The organism is Streptomyces sp. NPDC048504 (assembly GCF_043200035.1).
Classification (GTDB): domain Bacteria; phylum Actinomycetota; class Actinomycetes; order Streptomycetales; family Streptomycetaceae; genus Streptomyces.
In genome coordinates this window covers 146,345-165,206 of the sequence record NZ_JBICXA010000015.1, presented here as the reverse complement: position 1 = coordinate 165,206, position 18,862 = coordinate 146,345, and the positions used below count along the sequence as shown (strand labels likewise).

Below are 18,862 nucleotides of genomic sequence, written 5' to 3'. Positions count from 1 at the left end.
GCCCGTGATCGATTTTGCACGGAACGTCCGGCTGTGGTTCGCGCCCCAGGAGATCAGCGAGGAGGGCGCCACCCCCGACTACCGCTTCTCACTCGCCAACGAGCGCACCTTCCTGGCCTGGCTGCGCACCGCGCTGGCGCTGATCGGCGGGGGCTTCGCGGTGGACCAGTTCCTGCCACACCTCCGCTGGGCCTGGCGAGCCGGTCTCGCCCTCACGCTGCTCGCGGCGGGCGTCCTGTGCTCCCTCCGCGCGGTCAACCACTGGGTGCGCTGCGAACGGGCGATGCGCCGGGGCGAGGATCTGCCGGTATCCCGTTTCCCGGCACTGCTGAGCATCGCCGTGGCGATCGTGGCCGTGGCGATGGTCGTCGTGGTCCTGGCGGGCTGGGCCGGATGACCCGCCCCCCGACCCCGGACCGCGACCCGGGCCTCCAGCCCGAACGCACCCGCCTGGCCTGGCGCCGTACAACCCTGTCGAGCACGGTGGTAGCCGTCCTCGCGATGAAGGCCGCACTGCACGGCGGCGTCCAGATCGAGGGCGTCATCATCTGCGCCCTGTGCTGCGCCCTGTGGCTGGGCTTCCTCACCGCGGCCCACCACCGCATCCGCACCCTCGCCTCCGGCGGCATCCCCCCAGCCCTGGCCCCACGCCACGCCAGTGCGGCGGTGCTGTGCACGATGGCTGTGGCGGTGTGCGCGGCAGTGCTTGTGTATTGAGGGGTGCAGCGGGCGGGGTTCGTGCGCTGGGGCGTCAAGCCGAGCGGAACATGGATGGCACCCGTACCCGGAAGCCACCAGGCCGCATCACCCGAAGACTCCCGCGTCGAGACACCGCCCCCAGCGCTATCACCCTCGCCCAGCCTGGAATCGGCCGGCGGGGGATGGACCTCGCACCCGCACCCGCCAACGAAACGGGAGCGGGTCGTGGCGGTACGGCGCAGCCCGCCGCGTACCCGGCACCAACCCGTTCAACCGTGGTGACCAACAGAGGGGCCCCACCAGCGGCGGGCTCGCCGTACCGCCACGACCCCGACCCCACAACACACCTGCGGGCGAACACACACCGGATCACCCGATATGGGCGTTTCCCGTGGCGCCCTGTCCGACGTCATCGCCCGCACTTCCGAAGGTGAGCACCATGACCACCCTTCACCTGGAGCACTCCTCCCACACCCACCCCCATGCTCACGCTCACGGCCGGGAACGGCCTGGAACCACCGACGCGCAGCTCCCCGTCGCCCGGCGCGGGGAGCTGTCGGCATATCGTGGCCCCGATCACGTTTCGCTCTCCCACTGGACGACATACCGACCGGTCGGCATGATGAGCGGAGACCTGTTCGCCCGTTCGTAGGAGTGATGTATGAGCCCCGACCACCCGCCCGGACTCGATCTCGACCGGCTGCGCGGTCTGCTCGACCACGAGCGGCCCGGTCTGGTGAGCGGCGCCCTGTCCGGCCGGCTGATCGAGGGCGGACGGTCGAACCTCACCTACGGGATCACCGACTCCACCACGAAGTGGGTCGTACGGCGCCCCCCGCTCGGCCATGTGCTGGCCACCGCGCACGATATGAAGCGCGAGCACCGGGTGATCAGCGCCCTGCACCCGACGAACGTGCCGGTGCCGAAACCCATCCTCCTGTGCGAGGACGACGAGGTGCTCGGAGCCCCGTTCTACGTCATGGAGTTCGTCGAGGGCACCCCGTACCGCACGGCCGACGACCTCGTCCCGCTCGGCCCCGACCGCACCCGGGGCGCGGTGCTCGAACTGGTCGACACGCTCGTCGAGTTGCACGCGGTGGACCCCGCCGAGGTCGGCCTCGCGGACTTCGGCCGCCCCGAGGGTTTCCTGGACCGCCAACTCCGCCGCTGGGGCAAGCAGTTGGACGCCTCCCGCAACCGCGAGCTGGCAGGCGTCGAGGAGTTGCACGCGGCCCTCGGCCACCGCCTCCCCACCTCCCCCGCCCCGGCCGTCGTACACGGCGACTACCGCCTCGACAACGTCCTGATCGGCGAGGACGACAAGATCAAGGCGATCCTCGACTGGGAGATGTCCACCCTCGGCGACCCGCTCACCGACCTGGGCCTGCTGGTGATGTACAGCATCCCCCTGGACCTCCCCGACTCCCCCATTTCCACCACCGCTTCGGCCCCCGGGCACCCAACACCCGCCGAGCTGATCGAGCGGTACGCCACCCGCTCGGGACGCGACGTCTCGGCGGTCTCCTGGTACACGGCGTTCGCGGGGTTCAAGCTCGCCGTGATCCTGGAGGGCATCCACTACCGCTACACCCTGGGCCAGACGGTCGGCCGCGGCTTCGACCGCATCGGCGAGCTGGTTCCCGTCTTCATCGAGCACGGCCTGACCACCCTTCAGGAGGGCTGATCCACCATGGACTTCGCGTTCGACGCACACACCGAGGAACTGCGCGCCAAGCTCCTGGCCTTCATGGACGAGTACGTCTACCCGGCCGAGCCCGTCGCCGAGGAGCAGCGCGCCCAGCTCGCCTCACCCTGGGACACCCCTGCCGTCGTAGGGGAGTTGAAGGCCGAGGCCCGCAGGCAGGGGCTGTGGAACCTCTTCCTCCCGGACTCCCAGTACGGCGCCGGTCTGACCAACCTCCAGTACGCGCCCCTCGCCGAAATCACCGGCCGCTCCCCGCACTTGGCGCCCACCGCGCTGAACTGCGCGGCGCCGGACACCGGCAACATGGAAGTCCTCCACCAGTTCGGGGACGAGCAGCAGAAGAAGCAGTGGCTGGAGCCGCTGCTGGCCGGTGAGATCCGCTCGGCGTTCGCGATGACGGAGCCAGAGGTGGCCTCGTCCGACGCCACGAACATCACCACCCTCATCGAGCGGGACGGCGACGACTACGCCATCACGGGCCGCAAGTGGTACATCTCCGGGGCGATGAACCCGGACTGCAAGATCTTCATCGTGATGGGCAAGACGGACCCGGACGGCGCCGACATCCGCCGCCAGCAGTCCATGATCCTGGTCCCGCGCGACACCCCGGGCGTCACGGTCAAGCGCGCGATGCAGGTCTTCGGCTACGAGGACCACTCCCACGGCGGCCACGCCGAGGTCGTCTTCGACCACGCGCGCGTGCCGGCGGCGAACCTGATCGGCGAGGAGGGCGGCGGCTTCGCCATCGCCCAGGCGCGGCTCGGCCCGGGCCGCATCCACCACTGCATGCGGCTGATCGGCATGGCCGAGCGGGCCATCGAGCTGATGTGCCAACGCGCCGTCTCCCGCGTCGCGTTCGGCAAGGCACTGGCCCAACAGGGCGTCGTCCACAACTGGATCGCGGACGCGCGGGTCGCCGTCGAGCAACTGCGGCTGCTGGTCCTGAAGACGGCCTGGATGATGGACACGGTCGGCAACAAGGGTGCCCACGCGGAGATCCAGGCCATCAAGATCGCCACGCCCCGTACGGTCGTCGGCATCCTCGACCGCGCGATCCAGCTGCACGGCGCGGGCGGTGTGAGCCAGGACTTCCCGCTGGCCGAGCTGTACGCGAGCGCCCGCACCCTGATGCTGGCCGACGGCCCGGACGAGGTGCACCAACGGTCGCTGGCGCGCCGGGAGTTGAAGAAGTACCTGTAGGCACACGCGAGTACGGGGCCGGTGCGGGCGTCCCCCACGCCCGTACCGGCCCCGTGTCTCCCCCGTCCCCGCAGGCGGTCGCGGTCAGTTGCGGGTGCTCACCGGCACCGTCCAGTGCTGAAGGCACCGGTGGCCGCCGGACCTGAGGTCGCAGCCCTCGACGATGAACGAGTAGTCGCCGCTGGTGCGCTTCTGGACCCACATCCCGCCCGTGTTCCCACCGCGGAGTTCGCGCTGGGTACCGCCCGCGTCGGCGGCACTCGTGTAGCGGACCAGGAAGACGCTGTAGCTGTACGGGTCCGTGGGGCCCCAGTTGAAGAACGCGTAGCCGTTGCGCTCCCAGGCCGCGACCACCATCCGGTGGCCCTGGTCGGGCGACCAGGCGATCTCGCCGTTCTCGAAGCGCTGCCGCTCGGCGCCGTTCGCCAGCCGCTTGTTCGCGCCGATCGGGCAGCCCAACATGCCGTTCTGGCCGCCCAGTCGGTTCCACCGCTCGTAGATGAACTGGTTGGGGATCGCATAGTTGGGCCGGCACGCGGCCCGCGCGGGCGACTCGGCCACGGTGGCGTGCGCCGCGGCCGGAATGGCGGCCGTCCCGCCGAGAGCGAGCAGGGAGCCCAGGACAACGCCCGTCAGGCGCCGCTTCGTTGACAGCATGGTGTTTCCCCCGTTGGTTCCTGCGTTGGTTCCTGTCGATCGGCCCGGCGGTGCGCCCGCCGTTCCGCTGCTACGAGCATCACGTCGACGGGTGCCGGGAGTTGAGAGGAAGCCCCCGGGCAACACCGGGGACTTCTCCCGGGTGGACCGGGAAGCGTTCCCGGGACACCCGGGCGCCGCGCCCCCACGATGGGACCCATGGACGACCGCGACGGGCGCACCCGGCGACGCACGGCGACGGCGTACGCGCTGCTGGGGCTGGCGGCACTCCAAGTGACCGTCGGGGCGGTCGCGTTGGCGGCGGCCGGGGTCTCCGCCGCGGACGTGATCCGCTACGACATGGTCGTCGACCTCGCGGTCGGCCTCGCCTACCCGGTGTGCGGCACGGTCATCGCGCTGCACCGCCCGCGCAATCCCATCGGCTGGCTGCTGATCGCGTACGGGCTGGGTCACGCGTTCACCGGGATGTCGATCGGGCTGGCCGTCGAGGGGCTACGGCTGGGCTGGTCCCCGGAGTTGCTGCACGCGCTCACGACCGTCGGCCGCCACACCTGGATCCTCGGCAGTTCCACGGCGTTCGTGCTCGTGTTCTTCCTGTTCCCCGACGGCCGGCTGCCCGACCGACGCTGGCGCTGGGCCCTGGTCGCCCAACTCCTGTCCTCCCCGCTCGACTTCGCGATCTGGGCGCGGGACGACTGGGGGCTGTTCCGCGGCACACCGGCCCAGCCGTCGTACCTCCCGGTGCCGGACGGCTGGATGCCCGCCCTGCGGGACATCGAGACGGCCAAGGCCTGCCTGGTGCTGGTCGCGGTGTTCGCGGTCATGGCCGTGCGCTACCGGCGCGGCGGCGAACAGGACCGCCGCCGACTCCTGTGGCTGATCGCCGGGATGCTGCCGCTGGCGTTGAGCGTGGCCCTGCAGATCCTGGGCTTCCCGGCGGTCTACACGTCGTGCTGCACCCTGTTCCTGCCGACCGCCATCATGATCGCCGTGGTCCGCGAGGAGTTGCTCGACATCCGCCTCGTCGTCTCCCGCAGCCTCCTCTACGGCGCGCTCACGGTCGGTGTGGCCATCACCTACGTCGGTCTCGTCACGTCCGTCCAGGCCCTCCTCAACCCCGACCCCGCGCTGCTCGGACCGGCGCTGATCGCCGTCACCCTCGCCCTCGGCTTCGAACCCGCCCGCCGCCTGCTCCAACGCATGGTCGACAACGCCCTGTACGGCGACCGGCACGACCCGGTGCGCGCGGTCTCCCGCATCGGCGAACGGCTGGCCGGCACCGGCGTCGGCGCGGTCCCGGAGGCCGTCGGCGAGGCACTGCGACTGCCGTACGTGTGTGTGGAGTCGAAGTCCGGGGTGACGGACGGAAGTTGGGGCGAACAGGGGGAACGCATCCACGCCATACCGCTCGACTACGACGGCCGCACGGTCGGCGCGCTGGTGATCGGCCTGCGCCCCGGCGAACAGCAGCCCGCCACCCCGGACTTGGCCGTCCTGGAACTCCTCGCCGTACCCCTGGCCGCCGCACTCCACGCGACCGACCTCACCCGCCAACTCCAGCACTCCCGCGAACGGATCGTCGCCGCACGCGAGGAGGAACGCCGCCGGATCCGCCGCGACCTGCACGACGGACTCGGACCCACCCTCGCCGGAGCCGCCTTCCAAGCGGACGCCGTACGCAATCTGTTGGCCTTCGATCCGGACCGGGCGGCGGCGCTGCTCACCGAGTTGCGGTCCGAGGTCGGGGGCGCGGTCGCGGAGGTGCGCCGGCTGGTGGACGGTCTACGGCCGCCGGATCTGGACCAGTTGGGGCTGCTGGGCGCGTTGCGGGAGCGTGCGGTACGGCTGTCCTGGCGGGCGGACGGCACCCCGATCGACGTACGGGTCCGGGCGCCGGAGCGGCTGCCCGCGCTGCCCGCCGCCGTCGAGGTGGCCGCGTACCGCATCGCGATCGAGGCGCTGACCAACGCGGCCCGGCATGCCCGGGCCTCCCACGTGGACCTGCACATCGAGATCGGCGAGGGGCTGCGCCTGGAGGTGTGCGACGACGGTTCGCCGGTGGACGAGGAGACCGCGTGGACACCGGGTGTGGGCATCACGTCGATGCAGGAGCGCGCGGCGGAACTGGGCGGCCGGTGTGTGGCGGGGCAGGGCCGGGTGGTGGCGACGCTGCCGTTGGGAGAGGCGATGTGATGGGGCTGGAACCTGGGGGTGAGGACGACGGGGACGCGCTGCGGGTCGTACTCGCCGACGATCATCCGGTGGTCCGTACCGGGTTGGCCGCGCTCCTGGAGTCCGTGCGGGACGGCACCCCGCGCGTGCGGGTCGTCGGGGTGGCCGCGAGCGGGCGGGAGGCGGTACGGGCGGCGGTGACCCTGCGCCCGCAGGTGGTGGTGATGGACATCCGGATGCCCGACCTCAACGGCATCGAGGCGACCCGGGAGATCGGCCGGGTGGCACCCCGGGTGGCCGTGCTGATGCTCACCATGGTCGAGGAGGACGACTCGGTGTTCGCCGCGATGCGGGCGGGCGCCCTGGGTTATGTCCTCAAGGGCGCGGGCCAGGACGAGATCGTCCGGGCGATCCGGGCGGTGGCCGCGGGCGAGGCCATCTTCGGTCCCGGTGTCGCGAGGCGGGTGCTCGGACACCTGAGCAGGCCCCCGGACCGGCCCGATCCGTGCCCGGCGCTCACCCCGCGCGAACGGGACGTCCTCGCCCTGATCGCCGACGGGAAGCCCAACTCGACGGTGGCCACCCGCCTGGGGCTGTCCCCGAAGACGGTCAGCAACCACATGTCCGCGGTCCTGGCCAAGCTGGGAGTCACCGACCGCGCGCAGGCGGCGGCCTGGGCCCGGGAGGCGGGGCTCATCCACCCACCGGACGCGTGAGGACGTATCAGGGGCGCAGCGCCCGCATCAGCAGGTCCGCCAGGTGGTCGGCGACCTCCTGGGGCGTGAGGGGGCCGCCTGGGCGGTACCAGGTCGACAGGTGGTGGACCGAGCCGAAGTGGTAGTCGACGACGAGGTCGGCCGGGGTCGCCGTGGAGAAGACGCCCGCGCGCTGGCCCTCCTCGACGAGCCCGCGGAAACGCTCGTGGTAGCGCCGGCGCTCGGCGCGCACCTGCTTGTTCTTCTCCGGGCTCAGGTGGTGCATGGACCGGAAGAAGATCGACGCGTCGTCGAGGTTGTCGATCGTCGTCACGACGACGTCCGCGGCGGCGGCGCGCAGCCGTTTCTCGATCGGCTCGTCGGCGGTCGCGAACACCTCCAGGCGTTCCTGCTGGACGCGCAGCACGCGCGCGTACACCTCGTGCAGGAGGTCGTCCTTGGAGCCGAAGTAGTGGTACAGCGCCCCCTTGGTGACGCCCGCGGCCTCGACGATCTCCTGCACCGAGGTGCGGTCGTAGCCCTGCTCGGCGAACAGCCTGGTGGCGGCGGCGAGGAGCCGCTGCGGGACAGGGGCCCCGTCTCCGTCGGTCGTCCTGGGCACTGCCGCCACCTGCCTTTTCTGACTGTTCACTCGCTGTCGTGCGACCGGGAACGCAGTTCCCGCCGGAGGATCTTCCCACTTGCCGTCTTCGGCAGGTCGGGCAGGATCTCCACCTGGCGCGGATATTTGTAGGCGGCCAGTCTCTCCTTGCAGTACACCGCGAATTCATCGGGGTCGGTTTCGGCGCCCGGACGGAGGCTGATGTACGCCTTCACGGTCTCGCCCCGGTACCCGTCGGGGACGCCGACGACGGCCGCCTCGCGCACCGCCGGGTGGGTGTACAGCACGTCCTCGACCTCGCGCGGCCACACCTTGAAGCCGGACGCGTTGATCATGTCCTTCTTGCGGTCGACGACGTACAGCCAGCCCTGCGGGTCCATGAACCCGATGTCACCGGTGCGCAGCTCGCCGTCCGGGAAGGTCTCGGCGGTGGCCTCGGGCCGCCGCCAGTACCCGGGCACGACCTGCGGCCCGCGGACGACGATCTCGCCCTGCTCCCCGAAGGGCACCTCTTCGCCCAGGTCGTCGACGATCCGTACGACGGTGTCGGGCCCCGGTACGCCCACCGCCAGCGTCCCGGACGCCGGGTCGACGGGCGCCTCCAGGTCGGGCGGTACGGAGGCGCAGGGCGCGGTGCACTCGGTGAGGCCGTAGCCGTTGCGGATGTACGGCCCGAAGCCGGCCCGGAACTTCTCCACCAGGGCGGGGGGCACCGGGGCGCCACCGGAGGAGATGTTCCGGAAGGACGCGAAGTGGTCCGGGGTGACGGCCGGGTGCGCGGCGAGCGCCATGAAGGCGGTGGACGGCCCGACCGTGTAGTGCGGCTTGTGCTCGGCGAACGCGTCGAGCACGACCCCGCCCTCGAACCGGTACACCAGCACCAGCGAGCCCCCGCTGACGAGCGAGGCGCCCAGCTGGCACACCATCCCGGTGATGTGGAACAGCGGCGCCATCGCGAAGTAGACGGGCGCGTCCGGCAGCCCGAGCCCGGTCCGCTGCCGTTCGGCGTTGTACAGGATGTTGGCATGGGTGTTGGTGGCACCCTTCGGGGCACCGCTCGTCCCCGAGGTGTAACTGATCAACGCGATGTCCGCAGGCGCCGGTTCACGCCCGTCGGGCGCCTTGTGCCCCGCCTTCGCGACGGCCACCAGGTCCTCGGCGTCGGCGGCCTGCGGGAGCCGCTCGAAGGTGAGCACGCGCGCGTCGTTGCGAGTCTGGAAATCCAACTCGCACGCGGTGAGCACGATCCGCACGGGAGACCCGCTCTTCTCAACCGCCGTGGCCGTCTCGCGCAGATACGACTCCCAGGCCCGGTCGGTACAGATCAGCGCGGCCACCTCACCGTCCCGTAGGACATGGGTGACCTCCCCCGACTTGTACATCGGGTTGACGGGCACGACGATCGCGCCCGCCTTCCAGGCGCCGAGCAGCGCGATCACGAAGTGCGGCGAGTTCTGCAGCAGCACGGCGACCCGGTCACCCTGCTCAAGCCCCCGCGCCGCCAGATACCCGGCGACGGAGTCACTCAGCTCGTCGACCTCGCGATAACTGAGCCGCCCGTCGAAATAGGTGAGGAAGGTCCGGTCAGGAGTCTCACCGACCACCCGACGCAAGGCGTGCACCAGGGAGTCATCCGGACTGATCGGCCCACGCTGGGCCTCGTTGAGCAGCCCCACCCACGGCTTGGCGGCATACAGGGAGTCGCTCACGCTCCGGCCTCCCACTTCTGCTGGATGTGGTTCATGGTGGTCAGCCAGCGATCGGGTTCGGCGGCCCTGGCCTGGTAGTAACCCGCGACCTCAGGATGCGGCAGGATCAGGAACCGCTCCTCCTCGATCCCCTTCATCAGAGCATCGGCGACGGCCTCGGGCTCAATGGCCGTCGGCTGAAGCACCAGGTCACCCGCGCTGCCGGTGGCAGCCAGCATGTCGGTACGCACACCTTGCGGACAGATCGCGTGGACCTTGATCCCCCGGTGCCGGTACGTCAGCGACAGCCACTCGGCGAAGGCGTACGCGCCGTGCTTGGTGACGCTGTAGGGCGCGGCCCCGATCATGGTGAGCAGCCCGGCCGCCGACACGGTGGACACGAACCGCCCGTCACCCCGCTCCAGCCACCCCGGGATCAACGCCTCGGCGGCCCGCACATGAGCCATGACGTTCACGTCCCAGGCCAGCGCCCAGACACCCTCCCCGGCCGCTTCCGACCCACCGGAGCCGACCCCGGCGTTGGCGCAGTAGATGTCGACGCTCCCGCCAAGGGCGTCCCGGGTTTCCCCCACAACAGCGGAGGCATCCCCGGGCACGGCGACGGCCCCGATCTCATCGGCGACGGCTTTCGCACGGTCGGCATCAAGGTCGTTCACCACCACCCGGGCCCCTCCGGCAGCGAACCGCCGCGCAAGCGCGGCCCCGATGCCACCCCCAGCCCCCGTGACAACTACCCCGGCACCCTGAACGGCTTCCACCATCGGTCTCCTTCGACTGCGGCTCCACTGCCCAGCCAGACTAACCGGTCGGTATGTAACACCGGAAGGGCGGATTGCCCTTAAGGGGCGCGAGGAACGGCGCGAGCAACCACAACCGAGTCGCACCCTACGAACTACCTGCGGCAGCCCATACCGTGCCGACATGCCCCTCACCAGAAGAACTCTCCTGGCAGCAACCCCGGCGGCAACCCTCACCCCCGCAACCACCAAGCCCCGCACCCTACGCACCGGCTTCGAACAACTAACCGCAAACGACTACACCCAGCTCAACGGCCAACGAATCGGCATCGTCACCAACCCCACCGGCATCACAAGAGACGCCCACCACATCGTCGACGTGATGCACGCCAGCTCCCACGTGAACCTCACCGCGGTCTTCGGCCCAGAGCACGGCTTCAGAGGCACCGCCCAAGCAGGCGGCTCCGAGGGCCGCTACACCGATCCGGCAACCAAACTCCCGGTCTACGACACGTACTTGAAGAGCGGCCAACCACTCGCCGACATCTTCAGAACCGCCGCCGTGGACACCATCGTCTTCGACATCCAGGACGTAGGCGCCCGCTTCTACACCTACATCTGGACCCTCTACGACTGCATGGAGGCGGCCCAGCTGGCCGGCAAACGCTTCGTAGTCCTCGACCGCCCCAACCCGGTGACCGGAAGATCGACCCAAGGCCCGGTCCTGCACAAGGAGTTCGCGACCTTCGTCGGCCGCCAGCCGATCGCCCAGGCACACGGCATGACCGTCGCCGAGCTGGCCCGGCTGTTCAACGGGGAGTTCCTGACCACGCCCGTCCCCCTGGAGACCGTACTGATGACGGGCTGGAGGCGTTCGGAGTTCTACGACGCCTGGTCGCTTCCCTGGGTGCCACCGAGCCCCAACATGCCGACACCGGACACCGCGCTCGTGTACTCGGGGACATGTCTCTTCGAGGGCACGAACCTGTTCGAGGGCCGCGGCACCACCCGCCCCTTCGAACTGCTCGGCGCGGAGGGCATCGACGGACGCTGGGCCGCCGAGGCGAATCAACTCGCCCTGCCCGGCGTGCACTTCAGGGAGGCCTACTTCGCGCCCACCTTCTCCAAGTTCGCGGGCAAGACCGTCGGCGGAGTCCAGATCCACATCCACGACCGGGCCGCGTACGACCCCGTGCGCACCGGCATCGCGCTGCTGGTGACCGCCAAGAAGGTCTGGAGCGGGTTCAGTTGGCGTTCCGACAACTGGATCGACAAGCTCACGGGGTCCTCCCGGGTGCGGACGGCGATCGACGCGGGGGCGGATACCGACGAGGTGGTGGCGGGCTGGCAGGCGGAGTTGAAGGCCTTCCGGCGGGTTCGAACTGAATACCTCCTCTACAAGTGAGTCGTGACGTATGGCCAATCTTCACCGGTAGCGGGACGATGCGCCCACATCGCACCACTACGGGGGACAAGGGGGCCTGTCATGGCGGATCCGGCGATGAGTGTGAGTCCCTACTGGGAGTTGACCTTCGACGCCGACGGGGACGTCGACCAGGGAGAACGCGACCGGCTGCTGAGCGAGGTGCGGCAGCGCGGGGTCGGCGACCTGATCGTCTTCTCGCACGGGTGGAACAACCAACGCGCCGGCGCGACCCGGCTCTACAGCCGCTTCTTCGCCCCGATTCCGCACCTCGCGCCGAAGGCCAGGATCGGGTACGTAGGCGTGATCTGGCCATCCATGGAGTTCCCGGACCAGCCGATTCCGGATTTCCCCCCATCACCGGCGGCCGCACCCGAGTCGACGCGGCCCGCACTCGACGCCGACACCCGGCACGCGCTCCTCGACGCCTTCCCCGGCAAGGCGCCGGTGATCGACCAGATCGCCCGCTTGCTGGACCAACAGCCGCCACAGGACGCCGAGTTGGAGGAGTACGGGCGGCTGGTGCGGACGCTGGTGGAGGTGGTGCCGCCGGGGCCGCAGGCCTTGTTCGGTGCGGACACGCTGGCGGAGGGGGTGCCGCAGTCCGAGCCGCGGATGTTCGCGGTCGGCCGCACAGCCGAGGTGTGCGAGCAGTTCGCGCAGGCGCTGGCCCACCTCGCGGCCCCTCAATCCCCGGGCGCCGTAACGGAGTTCGCGCTGCCCAACCCGTGGAAAGGGGCGCGGGAGCTGCTGCGGCAGGCGGCGTACTACGCGATGAAGAGACGCGCGGGCACGGTCGGTGAGCGCGGTCTCGGCCCGGCGATCGGACGGCTCGCGGCGGTGGCACCGGAGGTGCGGGTGCATCTCGTGGGGCACAGTTTCGGCGGGCGCCTGGTGTCGTTCGCGCTACGGGGTCTGCCCGAGGGAGTGCACTCGGTCAAGTCCGTGACGTTGCTCCAAGGGGCCTTCTCCCACTACGCGTTCGCGTCCCGGCTGCCGGACGACCCGCGGACCGGGGGTGTCCTGCAGGGCCAGCAGAACCGTGTCGACGGACCCCTCGTGTGCTGCTACTCGCACTGCGACTCGGCGCTCGGCACGATCTATCCGCTGGCCTCGCGGATGGCGGACGACGACTGCTCGTTCGCCGCCGTCGACATCGTCCGGGTGCTGGGCGACAAGTGGGGCGCGATGGGCCACGACGGGGTGCGGGCGGTGCCGGGCACCCGTTCGCTGGCCCTCGCCGAGGCCCTCAACTCACCGCTTCCCGCGGCGGGTTGTGTGAACGTCGACGCCTGTGCGGTGGTGTGTCACGGCGAGCCGCCGACCGGGGCGCACGGCGACATCGTGCACCCCGAACTCGCGCGGGTGGTGCTGGCGGCGGGCCGGATCGGCCGGCCCGCCGCCGCTCAGGCGTCACCGGTGTGACGTGTACTCCACCACTTGCTGGAAGGTGGGCCGGTTCTGCCAGCTGATGTTGTAGTGCTTGATGCCGCCGAGCGTCCGCTGGACGATCGAGTCGGCACACCACTGGTCGCCCGCCGAGCACAGGGAGTCCCCGGGGTAGACCGTGGCCGCGGTGGCGCCGGCCGCCGTCTTCAGGGTGCTGATCAGGATGTCCCGGCAGGCGCTGAGGCTGCCGCCCCCGCAGTACTGCTGGGCCAGCGGACCGGACACGGTCTGCCCGAGCACCGACCGGAGGTCCTTGTCGACGTAGCTCCACCAGCCGTACTGGAAGGAGCTTCCGGCATGCGACCCGGTCGGGCCGTGGGCGGCCGACGGGGTCTCGTCGATGTACAGGTTGTTGGTGAGCGCGGTGTAGAGGGTGTCACCGAGGCCGGGCTGGAACTCGGCCTTCACCAGTGCGGGCCACCAGGCGTCCAGGATCCGGATGGCGTCGGCGTTGGCGTAGGTCTTGGAGCCTGCCGAGGTCTCGGTGCGTTTGCCGCCGGCGGTGAGCCAGGTCTGCAGCTTGGTGACGGCCGCGGCGGCGGTGGAGTCGGTGACCGCACTGCTGTTGATCACCTTCAGCATGTCGGGCAGGACGTCCTCGGCGCGCAGGTCGGTGAGGGAGGCGTCGGACATCGCCTTCACCAGCGAGGATCTGGTGACCCCGCCGGCCGCGACGAGTTTCTTCACCCGGTCGTCGAGGAGATTGCCGCGATGGACGGACCCGTCGCCCCAGCTCGCGGTTGTGTAGTTGAGTGCCTGTTTGTTGTTCCAGGAGATGTAGTAGTCCTGGTCGATGGAGTTGGGGTGCGCGGAGGCCGGGGTGTAGTCGGAGGTGTTGGTGGTGGGGTTCCAGTTCTGCCACTCGTAGGCGGCCTGGCCCCAGACCGGGAACTCGGCGTCGACACCGCTGGCCCGCACCGGGTTGTTGCCGCTGTTGTAGTACGCGGTGTGCGAGGAGTCGGCGTAGAACCAGTTGAACGTGAAGTTGATGTGCTGCGCGGCGCTCTGGAAGGTCTGCGGACTCTTCACGTAGTCCGGGTCGTTGAGCATCTGGAAGCCGATGATCGAGTCGGCCTCGTGCATGTAGGAGGAGCGCAGGGTGGTGTAGGCGACCTTCTTCCCGCCGACGGTCGCCCGGTACTCGACGGGTCCGTACTCGGTCTTCCAGACCCGCATGGTGTACGACCCCGCGGCGGTGGAGTCGGCCGTGGTGGGCGCCCAGGAGTTCTTCTGCTCGATCTCCTCCATCGGCGTGCAGGTGCCGTGGAAGAGGTAGTGGTAGTCGTCCTGGCAGAGTTCGACGGCGTATGTGTCGATGATGTCCTGGCCGGAGGTCGTGGCGGACCACGAGTAGTCCTGGCCGCGGCCGAGTTCGACGTACATGCTCAGGCCCGCGAAGGAGGCGCCGCGGGCGCTGATGCCCGGGCCCTGGATCTCCTGGAGCATGAGCAACTGCGGTGCGAAGTAGCCTGTCTGGGGTCCGAAGACGGCGATCGGGTGGCCGCTCGCGGTGTATTTGCCGCTCACCACAAGGGCGTTGGACATCCCGCGCTTGGCGGAGCTGAGGGCGGTCGCGGTCGCCGCGGCGGAGGCGGCGGAGGCGCTCTGGTTGGCGCCGGTGCCGGTGGCGTCGTAGATGAGTGGTTCGGTCGTCACCGAACCGGCGTCCGGGAGCGCCTCGCCCTGGGCGGTGGTGGGCTTGGTGCCGTACGGGAAGCTCTCGCCGTTGTGGACGGTGAGCGCGGCCTCGGGGTCGTTGCGTTCGCGGAAGGACTCCCAGACCTTGGTGCCCTGCTCCACGCCGTACTTCTCCTGGGCGGCCAGCAGGGAGAGGGCGTTGTTGACCTCGCCGCCGCCGCCGGAGCCGAAGAGCGTGCCGATGACGGAGGCCAGCGCGACCAGGTCGGTGATCTTGAAGTGGTCGATCGTGCCGGCGTTGGTGATCGAGTCCTTGTGGCCGGTGAGGACGTACTCGCCGGGGAAGTAACGGCCGCTGTCCGAGGCGTCGATGTAGGCGTTGATGCCGGCCAGATAGGCGTTGGCGTCGTCGAGTGCCTGCTGGCCGCGGGTGCCGTTGTTGGCGACGGCGTTGTCGATCTGGGACTGCAACTCGGCCTCGGTGTACGGGGCGTTGCGGTAGAACTCCTGCTCAAGTCCCTGGTTGGAGGCCGCGCCGCCCGCGAAGGTGGTCAGCTGGCCGCGTCCGACGTGCCGGAAGACGTCCATCAGCCACAGCCGGTCCTCGGCCGCCGCGTAGCCGGCGCCGTACTCGGTGCCGTAGCGCGTGGTGCCTGTGATGTGCGGCACACCGGTCGCCTTGTCGCGGACGATCGTCACGTCGGTGCGGCCGCTGGGGTTCTCGGTCGAGGCGACGTTGGCGGCGGGGACCCCGAACGACGCGTCGTTGAAGAAGGTGTTGATCTTCGCGTCGGTCAGTGTGGAAGCGCCCGTGGCCAGGTTGGCATAGGGGCCGAGCTGGTCTTCGGCATGGCTGGGCTGGGTGCCGAAGACCTGGTTGAGAAGGATCTGGGCGAGGGTGGCGTTGCCGTTCTCGCCGGCCGGGAGGATGTCCGAGCACTGGCCGCCGCAGTAGTCGTTCGAGGCGGTCGCCGCCGCTGCCGTCCCCTGGGCAAGGGGAGACAAAAGGGCGGCAATGAGGGCGCATACGGATGCGGCCTTCAGGAACCCGGGGAATCCGCCGGGAGTTCTCAGTCTGTCGAGCAAGTTACGCGGGGTGCGCCGTGGCATCGCAGCTCCTACCGACCGGGGGTGGTGCGGGACGTTACCGCCGGTATCCCCGAGATTGAAGATGAACATGCGTCAAGTTTTGGATCCGGGCAAGCGGCTTATGGGGGTCATCGGAAATCGGATGGAGCCAAATCGCTTGTCGATACGTCTATTCGGCGACGTCCGTTCGACGACGCCGAGGTGACCGAAGTACAGGTGCAGGTGTGACGGAGGTGCAGGGCGATGGCCGGTTTCCGGAGTCTGGCGAGACAGGTGCGAGACCCTCGGTGCGATCTGGCGCTACGGCGCTACTCGCTGCGCAAGTGCCTTGAACGGTTCGCCCCTTATGGGCACAGGGCGACCTGGGACCACTTGAGCTCCCGGGCCGGGTTCGGACCCGAGGACCGCTCCCCCGACCCGGCGCGGCTCGTGGCCGCACTGGACGAGCTGGAGGAAGCGCGCAAGGTCTGGCTCGCCTACGAGGCAGGGTTCGCCGAACGCCGCAAGAAGGAGAAGCACGACGGGCTCCGCCGCCCGGGCACCGTGGACGACTGGCACCGGCTGACCTGGGGCGGCTTCGGTGTCGCCTGGTGCGACGACCCACGACTCCACCCCCATGAACCACTGGCCGAGGTGCTGCGACGGCTGATCGCCGCCCTGGAGCGCGAACCGGGTTCCGTGTGCCCGGTGTGCGCCGGGGAGCGCCTCCTGTGGAAGTACGACCTGGCCCACGAACCCTCCTCGGGCCCGGTCTGCACGGACTGCGGCATCGTCGTGCCGCGTCCGGTGCTCACGCCCGAGGCCCTGGCCTACGCCAGGCGCGGACGGCTGCTCATGTCCGCCTGAACCGGGGCGATCGAGGAAGGGCGCCAGGGGTGCGCCGGGGATGCCGCACCCCTTTTCTGACCCAGCCGGTTTGCGCTTGCCGGTGCAACGGCGGAGGCTGCCGACGGCGTTCCGTCGACAGCCCCCGAGTGGCGCGCCGCAGGCGTCAGCTGGCCTTCCAGACGTCGGAGAAGCTGCCGCCGGAGATCGAGCCCGGCTGGGCCCGTACGGCCGAGCCGCTGCTCTTCGTCATGACGATCTCGTTCGGCGAGTAGGTGTCGAGGTTGCTGCCGTTGGCCTTGGCGCCGGTGAAGTTCACGGTGCCGAAGTCGGCGAGGCTCGCGACCGAGCCGCCGACCTCCGGGGCTTCGGCGATGACCTCGGCCGAGGCGTTCTTGAAGCCGGAGGAGCCCGCGTGCGTGGTCGTCTTCGTCCAGCCCTCGGTGGAGTCGGCGAGGGTCATGGTGAAGGTGGAACCGGTGTAGGTCACCGTCGCGGTGAACTTGTCGCCGCCCTTCACGGTGACGCCGGAGTACGCGCTCTCGGAGGCGGGCAGCACCTCCCACCAGGCGCCGTAGGTGGCCTTGCCGCCGATGCAGTCGGCTTCCGTACCGGTCTGCTCCAGCGCGGAGTTGCTGTACCCGTCGAGGCCGACCCAGAAGGAGGAGTACGTGGTGGCCGAGGAGCAGCTGACGCTCGGCTGGGTCCAGGACGAGGTGACCGAGGTGTACGCGCCGGTCGAGCCGGTGGCCGCGTAGCCGGACCAGTTGGTGGACGAGACGGTGGCGTTGACCTTGCCGGGCTTCGCGAGCCCGTGCAGCGTGTGACTCTCGTGGCTCGCTATGGCCTGGGTGAGCTGGGCCGGAGTGTGCGTGGCGGCGCTCGGTGCGGCGGCGAGCGCGGGGGTGGCGAGGGCGGCGGTGAGGGCGGCGGCGGTGACGAGAACGAACCCGGCGGAAGATCTCGCGGACATGACTCTCCGTCATTCGAGGGGTGGGGGGGCTGCCGTGACGGCAGTGCACAGCAGCTTCCGCGAGGCTTCATGGGCATGGCAAGACAGACAAGTTCCTTCAGTCTTGCGGGAATTGGCGCCGCAACACCCGGGAAATCTCACAGGTTCGTTCAAGGTTGATCAATCACCGGGCAAGACTGACCAAACTTCAGGGCAACGCTCTTCCGCCCCACGAGTCCCCTGACTTGAGCTGGAGGACGTGACTTCCAGACCGGGGTACGTGCCGCCTGCCAGACCGGAGTACGCGCCGCCTCCAAGACCGGAGGACGCGCCCTCGGGACCCGAGAGCGCGGAGTCCGGGACCGGGGCGATGCCGTTCCACGAGGCGTTGCGGGCGGCCATCGCGGCCAGCGGTCTCAGCCTGGACCGGCTCCAGGACCGGCTGCTGCGGCGCGGCACCCCGGTGGCGTCGGCGACGCTCAGCTCCTGGCAGTCCGGCCGCTACCAGCCCGAACGGCAACGGTCGTTGGCGGCACTCGCCGTACTGGAGGACGTCCTACGGCTGCCGCCCGGAGCGCTGACCGGACTGCTGGGCCCGCCCCGGCCCCGCGGCCGCTGGCTGCCGCCGGACGGCGACCACCCCGATCTCGCCCGGGCCTGGTCGGACCACCACGACCTCACCGCCGCCCTCGCCGCGCTCGACACCCGCTGGGACGACAGCCTGACCCGGCTCAGCTGCCACAACCGGGTGGACGTGGACGCCGACCGCCGCGTCCGCTCGATGACCAGCCGGCGCCTGCTGCGCGCCGAGGCGGACGGCGCGGACCGCTGGATCGCCCTGTACCGCCTGGACGCGCCCGGCCCGTTGCCGTACTTCCGCGTGGCGGCACCGGCCCGGCTCGGCACGTTCGTCGAACTCCCCGAAGAGGGGCTGGTGGCGGCCGAGTTGCTCTTCGACAGCCCCTTGGCGCGCGGCGAGACCGTGATCGTCGACTACACGGTCGAGCACCGCGATCCGCGCCCGTACTCCCAGCGTGCCGAGACCACGATCCACGTCCCGATGCGCGAACACCTCCTGGAGGTCCGCTTCGCGAAGGAGTGTCTGCCGCGCACGTGTTACTCGTTCCGCACGAACGGCCTCGACCCCCGTCCCCGCGCCGGGCGACCACGCGAACAACGGCTCCGCGTGGACGCGTCGGGGTCGGTGCACGCGGTGGCGCTGGGGGCGGGGCCCTGCCGGGTCGGGATCCGGTGGGTGTGGGGATGAGGGAGGGGCTGGGACGAGGGGCT

16 protein-coding genes are annotated in these 18,862 nt (G+C 70.2%); 10 read left to right on the top strand and 6 right to left on the bottom strand.

Annotated elements, in window-relative coordinates; translation table 11 throughout:
• Positions 1-4 precede the first annotated feature (4 nt).
• The 4 genes from ACGFY9_RS33125 to ACGFY9_RS33110 all read left to right on the top strand — a co-directional run bounded on the left by ACGFY9_RS33125 (position 5) and on the right by ACGFY9_RS33110 (position 3,604).
• The gene (locus ACGFY9_RS33125) at positions 5-397 is read left to right on the top strand and encodes a YidH family protein (protein WP_393760288.1); all 393 of its coding nucleotides are present in this window, start codon (positions 5-7) and stop codon (positions 395-397) included.
• Complete coding sequence (locus ACGFY9_RS33120; RefSeq protein WP_393760286.1) at positions 394-717, top strand: DUF202 domain-containing protein; 324 nt, start codon at positions 394-396, stop codon at positions 715-717. The genes ACGFY9_RS33125 and ACGFY9_RS33120 overlap by 4 nt, the downstream gene beginning before the upstream one ends.
• A gap of 643 nt (positions 718-1,360) precedes the next feature.
• The gene (locus tag ACGFY9_RS33115; protein WP_393760284.1) at positions 1,361-2,383 is read left to right on the top strand and encodes a phosphotransferase family protein; all 1,023 of its coding nucleotides are present in this window, start codon (positions 1,361-1,363) and stop codon (positions 2,381-2,383) included.
• A gap of 6 nt (positions 2,384-2,389) precedes the next feature.
• On the top strand, positions 2,390-3,604 hold the full coding sequence (locus ACGFY9_RS33110) for an acyl-CoA dehydrogenase family protein (RefSeq protein WP_393760283.1): 1,215 nt from the start codon (positions 2,390-2,392) through the stop codon (positions 3,602-3,604).
• Positions 3,605-3,688: 84 nt separating this feature from the next.
• Here the strand turns inward: ACGFY9_RS33110 and ACGFY9_RS33105 are convergent, their stop codons facing one another.
• Positions 3,689-4,261: an LGFP repeat-containing protein gene (locus ACGFY9_RS33105; RefSeq protein ID WP_393760281.1), complete on the bottom strand. Its 573-nt coding sequence runs from the start codon at positions 4,259-4,261 to the stop codon at positions 3,689-3,691.
• 198 nt (positions 4,262-4,459) lie between these two features.
• On the opposite strand from ACGFY9_RS33105, the gene ACGFY9_RS33100 reads away from it, so the two are divergent.
• Complete coding sequence (locus tag ACGFY9_RS33100) at positions 4,460-6,454, top strand: sensor histidine kinase (protein WP_393760279.1); 1,995 nt, start codon at positions 4,460-4,462, stop codon at positions 6,452-6,454.
• On the top strand, positions 6,454-7,149 hold the full coding sequence (locus ACGFY9_RS33095; RefSeq protein ID WP_393760277.1) for a response regulator: 696 nt from the start codon (positions 6,454-6,456) through the stop codon (positions 7,147-7,149). Before ACGFY9_RS33100 ends, ACGFY9_RS33095 begins: the two co-directional genes overlap by 1 nt.
• Before the next feature lie 7 nt (positions 7,150-7,156).
• Here ACGFY9_RS33095 and ACGFY9_RS33090 read toward each other — a convergent pair whose 3' ends face one another.
• From ACGFY9_RS33090 to ACGFY9_RS33080, 3 genes are read right to left on the bottom strand one after another with little or no spacing between them, the layout of a single operon-like run.
• A complete protein-coding gene (locus ACGFY9_RS33090; protein WP_033283667.1) occupies positions 7,157-7,750 on the bottom strand; it encodes a TetR/AcrR family transcriptional regulator in 594 nt (197 codons plus the stop codon).
• 26 nt (positions 7,751-7,776) lie between these two features.
• The gene (locus ACGFY9_RS33085; protein WP_393760275.1) at positions 7,777-9,459 is read right to left on the bottom strand and encodes a class I adenylate-forming enzyme family protein; all 1,683 of its coding nucleotides are present in this window, start codon (positions 9,457-9,459) and stop codon (positions 7,777-7,779) included.
• A complete protein-coding gene (locus ACGFY9_RS33080; RefSeq protein ID WP_393760273.1) occupies positions 9,456-10,220 on the bottom strand; it encodes an SDR family oxidoreductase in 765 nt (254 codons plus the stop codon). Before ACGFY9_RS33080 ends, ACGFY9_RS33085 begins: the two co-directional genes overlap by 4 nt.
• A 160-nt stretch (positions 10,221-10,380) precedes the next feature.
• On the opposite strand from ACGFY9_RS33080, the gene ACGFY9_RS33075 reads away from it, so the two are divergent.
• Together ACGFY9_RS33075 and ACGFY9_RS33070 are read left to right on the top strand one after the other, a co-directional pair.
• The gene (locus ACGFY9_RS33075; RefSeq protein ID WP_393760271.1) at positions 10,381-11,601 is read left to right on the top strand and encodes an exo-beta-N-acetylmuramidase NamZ domain-containing protein; all 1,221 of its coding nucleotides are present in this window, start codon (positions 10,381-10,383) and stop codon (positions 11,599-11,601) included.
• Positions 11,602-11,682: 81 nt separating this feature from the next.
• Entirely contained in the window at positions 11,683-13,044 is a 1,362-nt protein-coding gene (locus ACGFY9_RS33070) for a serine-threonine protein kinase (RefSeq protein ID WP_393760269.1), read from the top strand.
• On the opposite strand, the gene ACGFY9_RS33065 is transcribed toward ACGFY9_RS33070, so the two are convergent.
• Entirely contained in the window at positions 13,033-15,816 is a 2,784-nt protein-coding gene (locus tag ACGFY9_RS33065) for a penicillin acylase family protein (RefSeq protein ID WP_393760267.1), read from the bottom strand. The two genes, ACGFY9_RS33070 and ACGFY9_RS33065, sit on opposite strands and share 12 nt — an antisense overlap.
• Positions 15,817-16,038: 222 nt before the next feature.
• On the opposite strand from ACGFY9_RS33065, the gene ACGFY9_RS33060 reads away from it, so the two are divergent.
• Positions 16,039-16,641: a hypothetical protein gene (locus ACGFY9_RS33060; protein ID WP_393760265.1), complete on the top strand. Its 603-nt coding sequence runs from the start codon at positions 16,039-16,041 to the stop codon at positions 16,639-16,641.
• 145 nt (positions 16,642-16,786) lie between these two features.
• On the opposite strand, the gene ACGFY9_RS33055 is transcribed toward ACGFY9_RS33060, so the two are convergent.
• Complete coding sequence (locus ACGFY9_RS33055) at positions 16,787-17,593, bottom strand: G1 family glutamic endopeptidase (RefSeq protein WP_393760263.1); 807 nt, start codon at positions 17,591-17,593, stop codon at positions 16,787-16,789.
• Between the two features lie 349 nt (positions 17,594-17,942).
• Here ACGFY9_RS33055 and ACGFY9_RS33050 point away from each other — a divergent pair, with 349 nt between their 5' ends.
• The gene (locus tag ACGFY9_RS33050) at positions 17,943-18,839 is read left to right on the top strand and encodes a hypothetical protein (RefSeq protein ID WP_393760261.1); all 897 of its coding nucleotides are present in this window, start codon (positions 17,943-17,945) and stop codon (positions 18,837-18,839) included.
• The last annotated feature ends 23 nt before the right edge of the window (positions 18,840-18,862 follow it).

Coding starts and splice junctions, on each gene's coding strand:
- ACGFY9_RS33120 (WP_393760286.1), top strand. CDS start 394: ATGACCCGCCCCCCGACCCCGGACCGCGACCCGGGCCTCCAGCCCGAA.
- ACGFY9_RS33115 (WP_393760284.1), top strand. CDS start 1,361: ATGAGCCCCGACCACCCGCCCGGACTCGATCTCGACCGGCTGCGCGGT.
- ACGFY9_RS33110 (WP_393760283.1), top strand. CDS start 2,390: ATGGACTTCGCGTTCGACGCACACACCGAGGAACTGCGCGCCAAGCTC.
- ACGFY9_RS33105 (WP_393760281.1), bottom strand. CDS start 4,261: ATGCTGTCAACGAAGCGGCGCCTGACGGGCGTTGTCCTGGGCTCCCTG.
- ACGFY9_RS33100 (WP_393760279.1), top strand. CDS start 4,460: ATGGACGACCGCGACGGGCGCACCCGGCGACGCACGGCGACGGCGTAC.
- ACGFY9_RS33095 (WP_393760277.1), top strand. CDS start 6,454: ATGGGGCTGGAACCTGGGGGTGAGGACGACGGGGACGCGCTGCGGGTC.
- ACGFY9_RS33080 (WP_393760273.1), bottom strand. CDS start 10,220: ATGGTGGAAGCCGTTCAGGGTGCCGGGGTAGTTGTCACGGGGGCTGGG.
- ACGFY9_RS33075 (WP_393760271.1), top strand. CDS start 10,381: ATGCCCCTCACCAGAAGAACTCTCCTGGCAGCAACCCCGGCGGCAACC.
- ACGFY9_RS33070 (WP_393760269.1), top strand. CDS start 11,683: ATGGCGGATCCGGCGATGAGTGTGAGTCCCTACTGGGAGTTGACCTTC.
- ACGFY9_RS33065 (WP_393760267.1), bottom strand. CDS start 15,816: ATGCCACGGCGCACCCCGCGTAACTTGCTCGACAGACTGAGAACTCCC.
- ACGFY9_RS33060 (WP_393760265.1), top strand. CDS start 16,039: ATGGCCGGTTTCCGGAGTCTGGCGAGACAGGTGCGAGACCCTCGGTGC.
- ACGFY9_RS33055 (WP_393760263.1), bottom strand. CDS start 17,593: ATGTCCGCGAGATCTTCCGCCGGGTTCGTTCTCGTCACCGCCGCCGCC.
- ACGFY9_RS33050 (WP_393760261.1), top strand. CDS start 17,943: ATGCCGTTCCACGAGGCGTTGCGGGCGGCCATCGCGGCCAGCGGTCTC.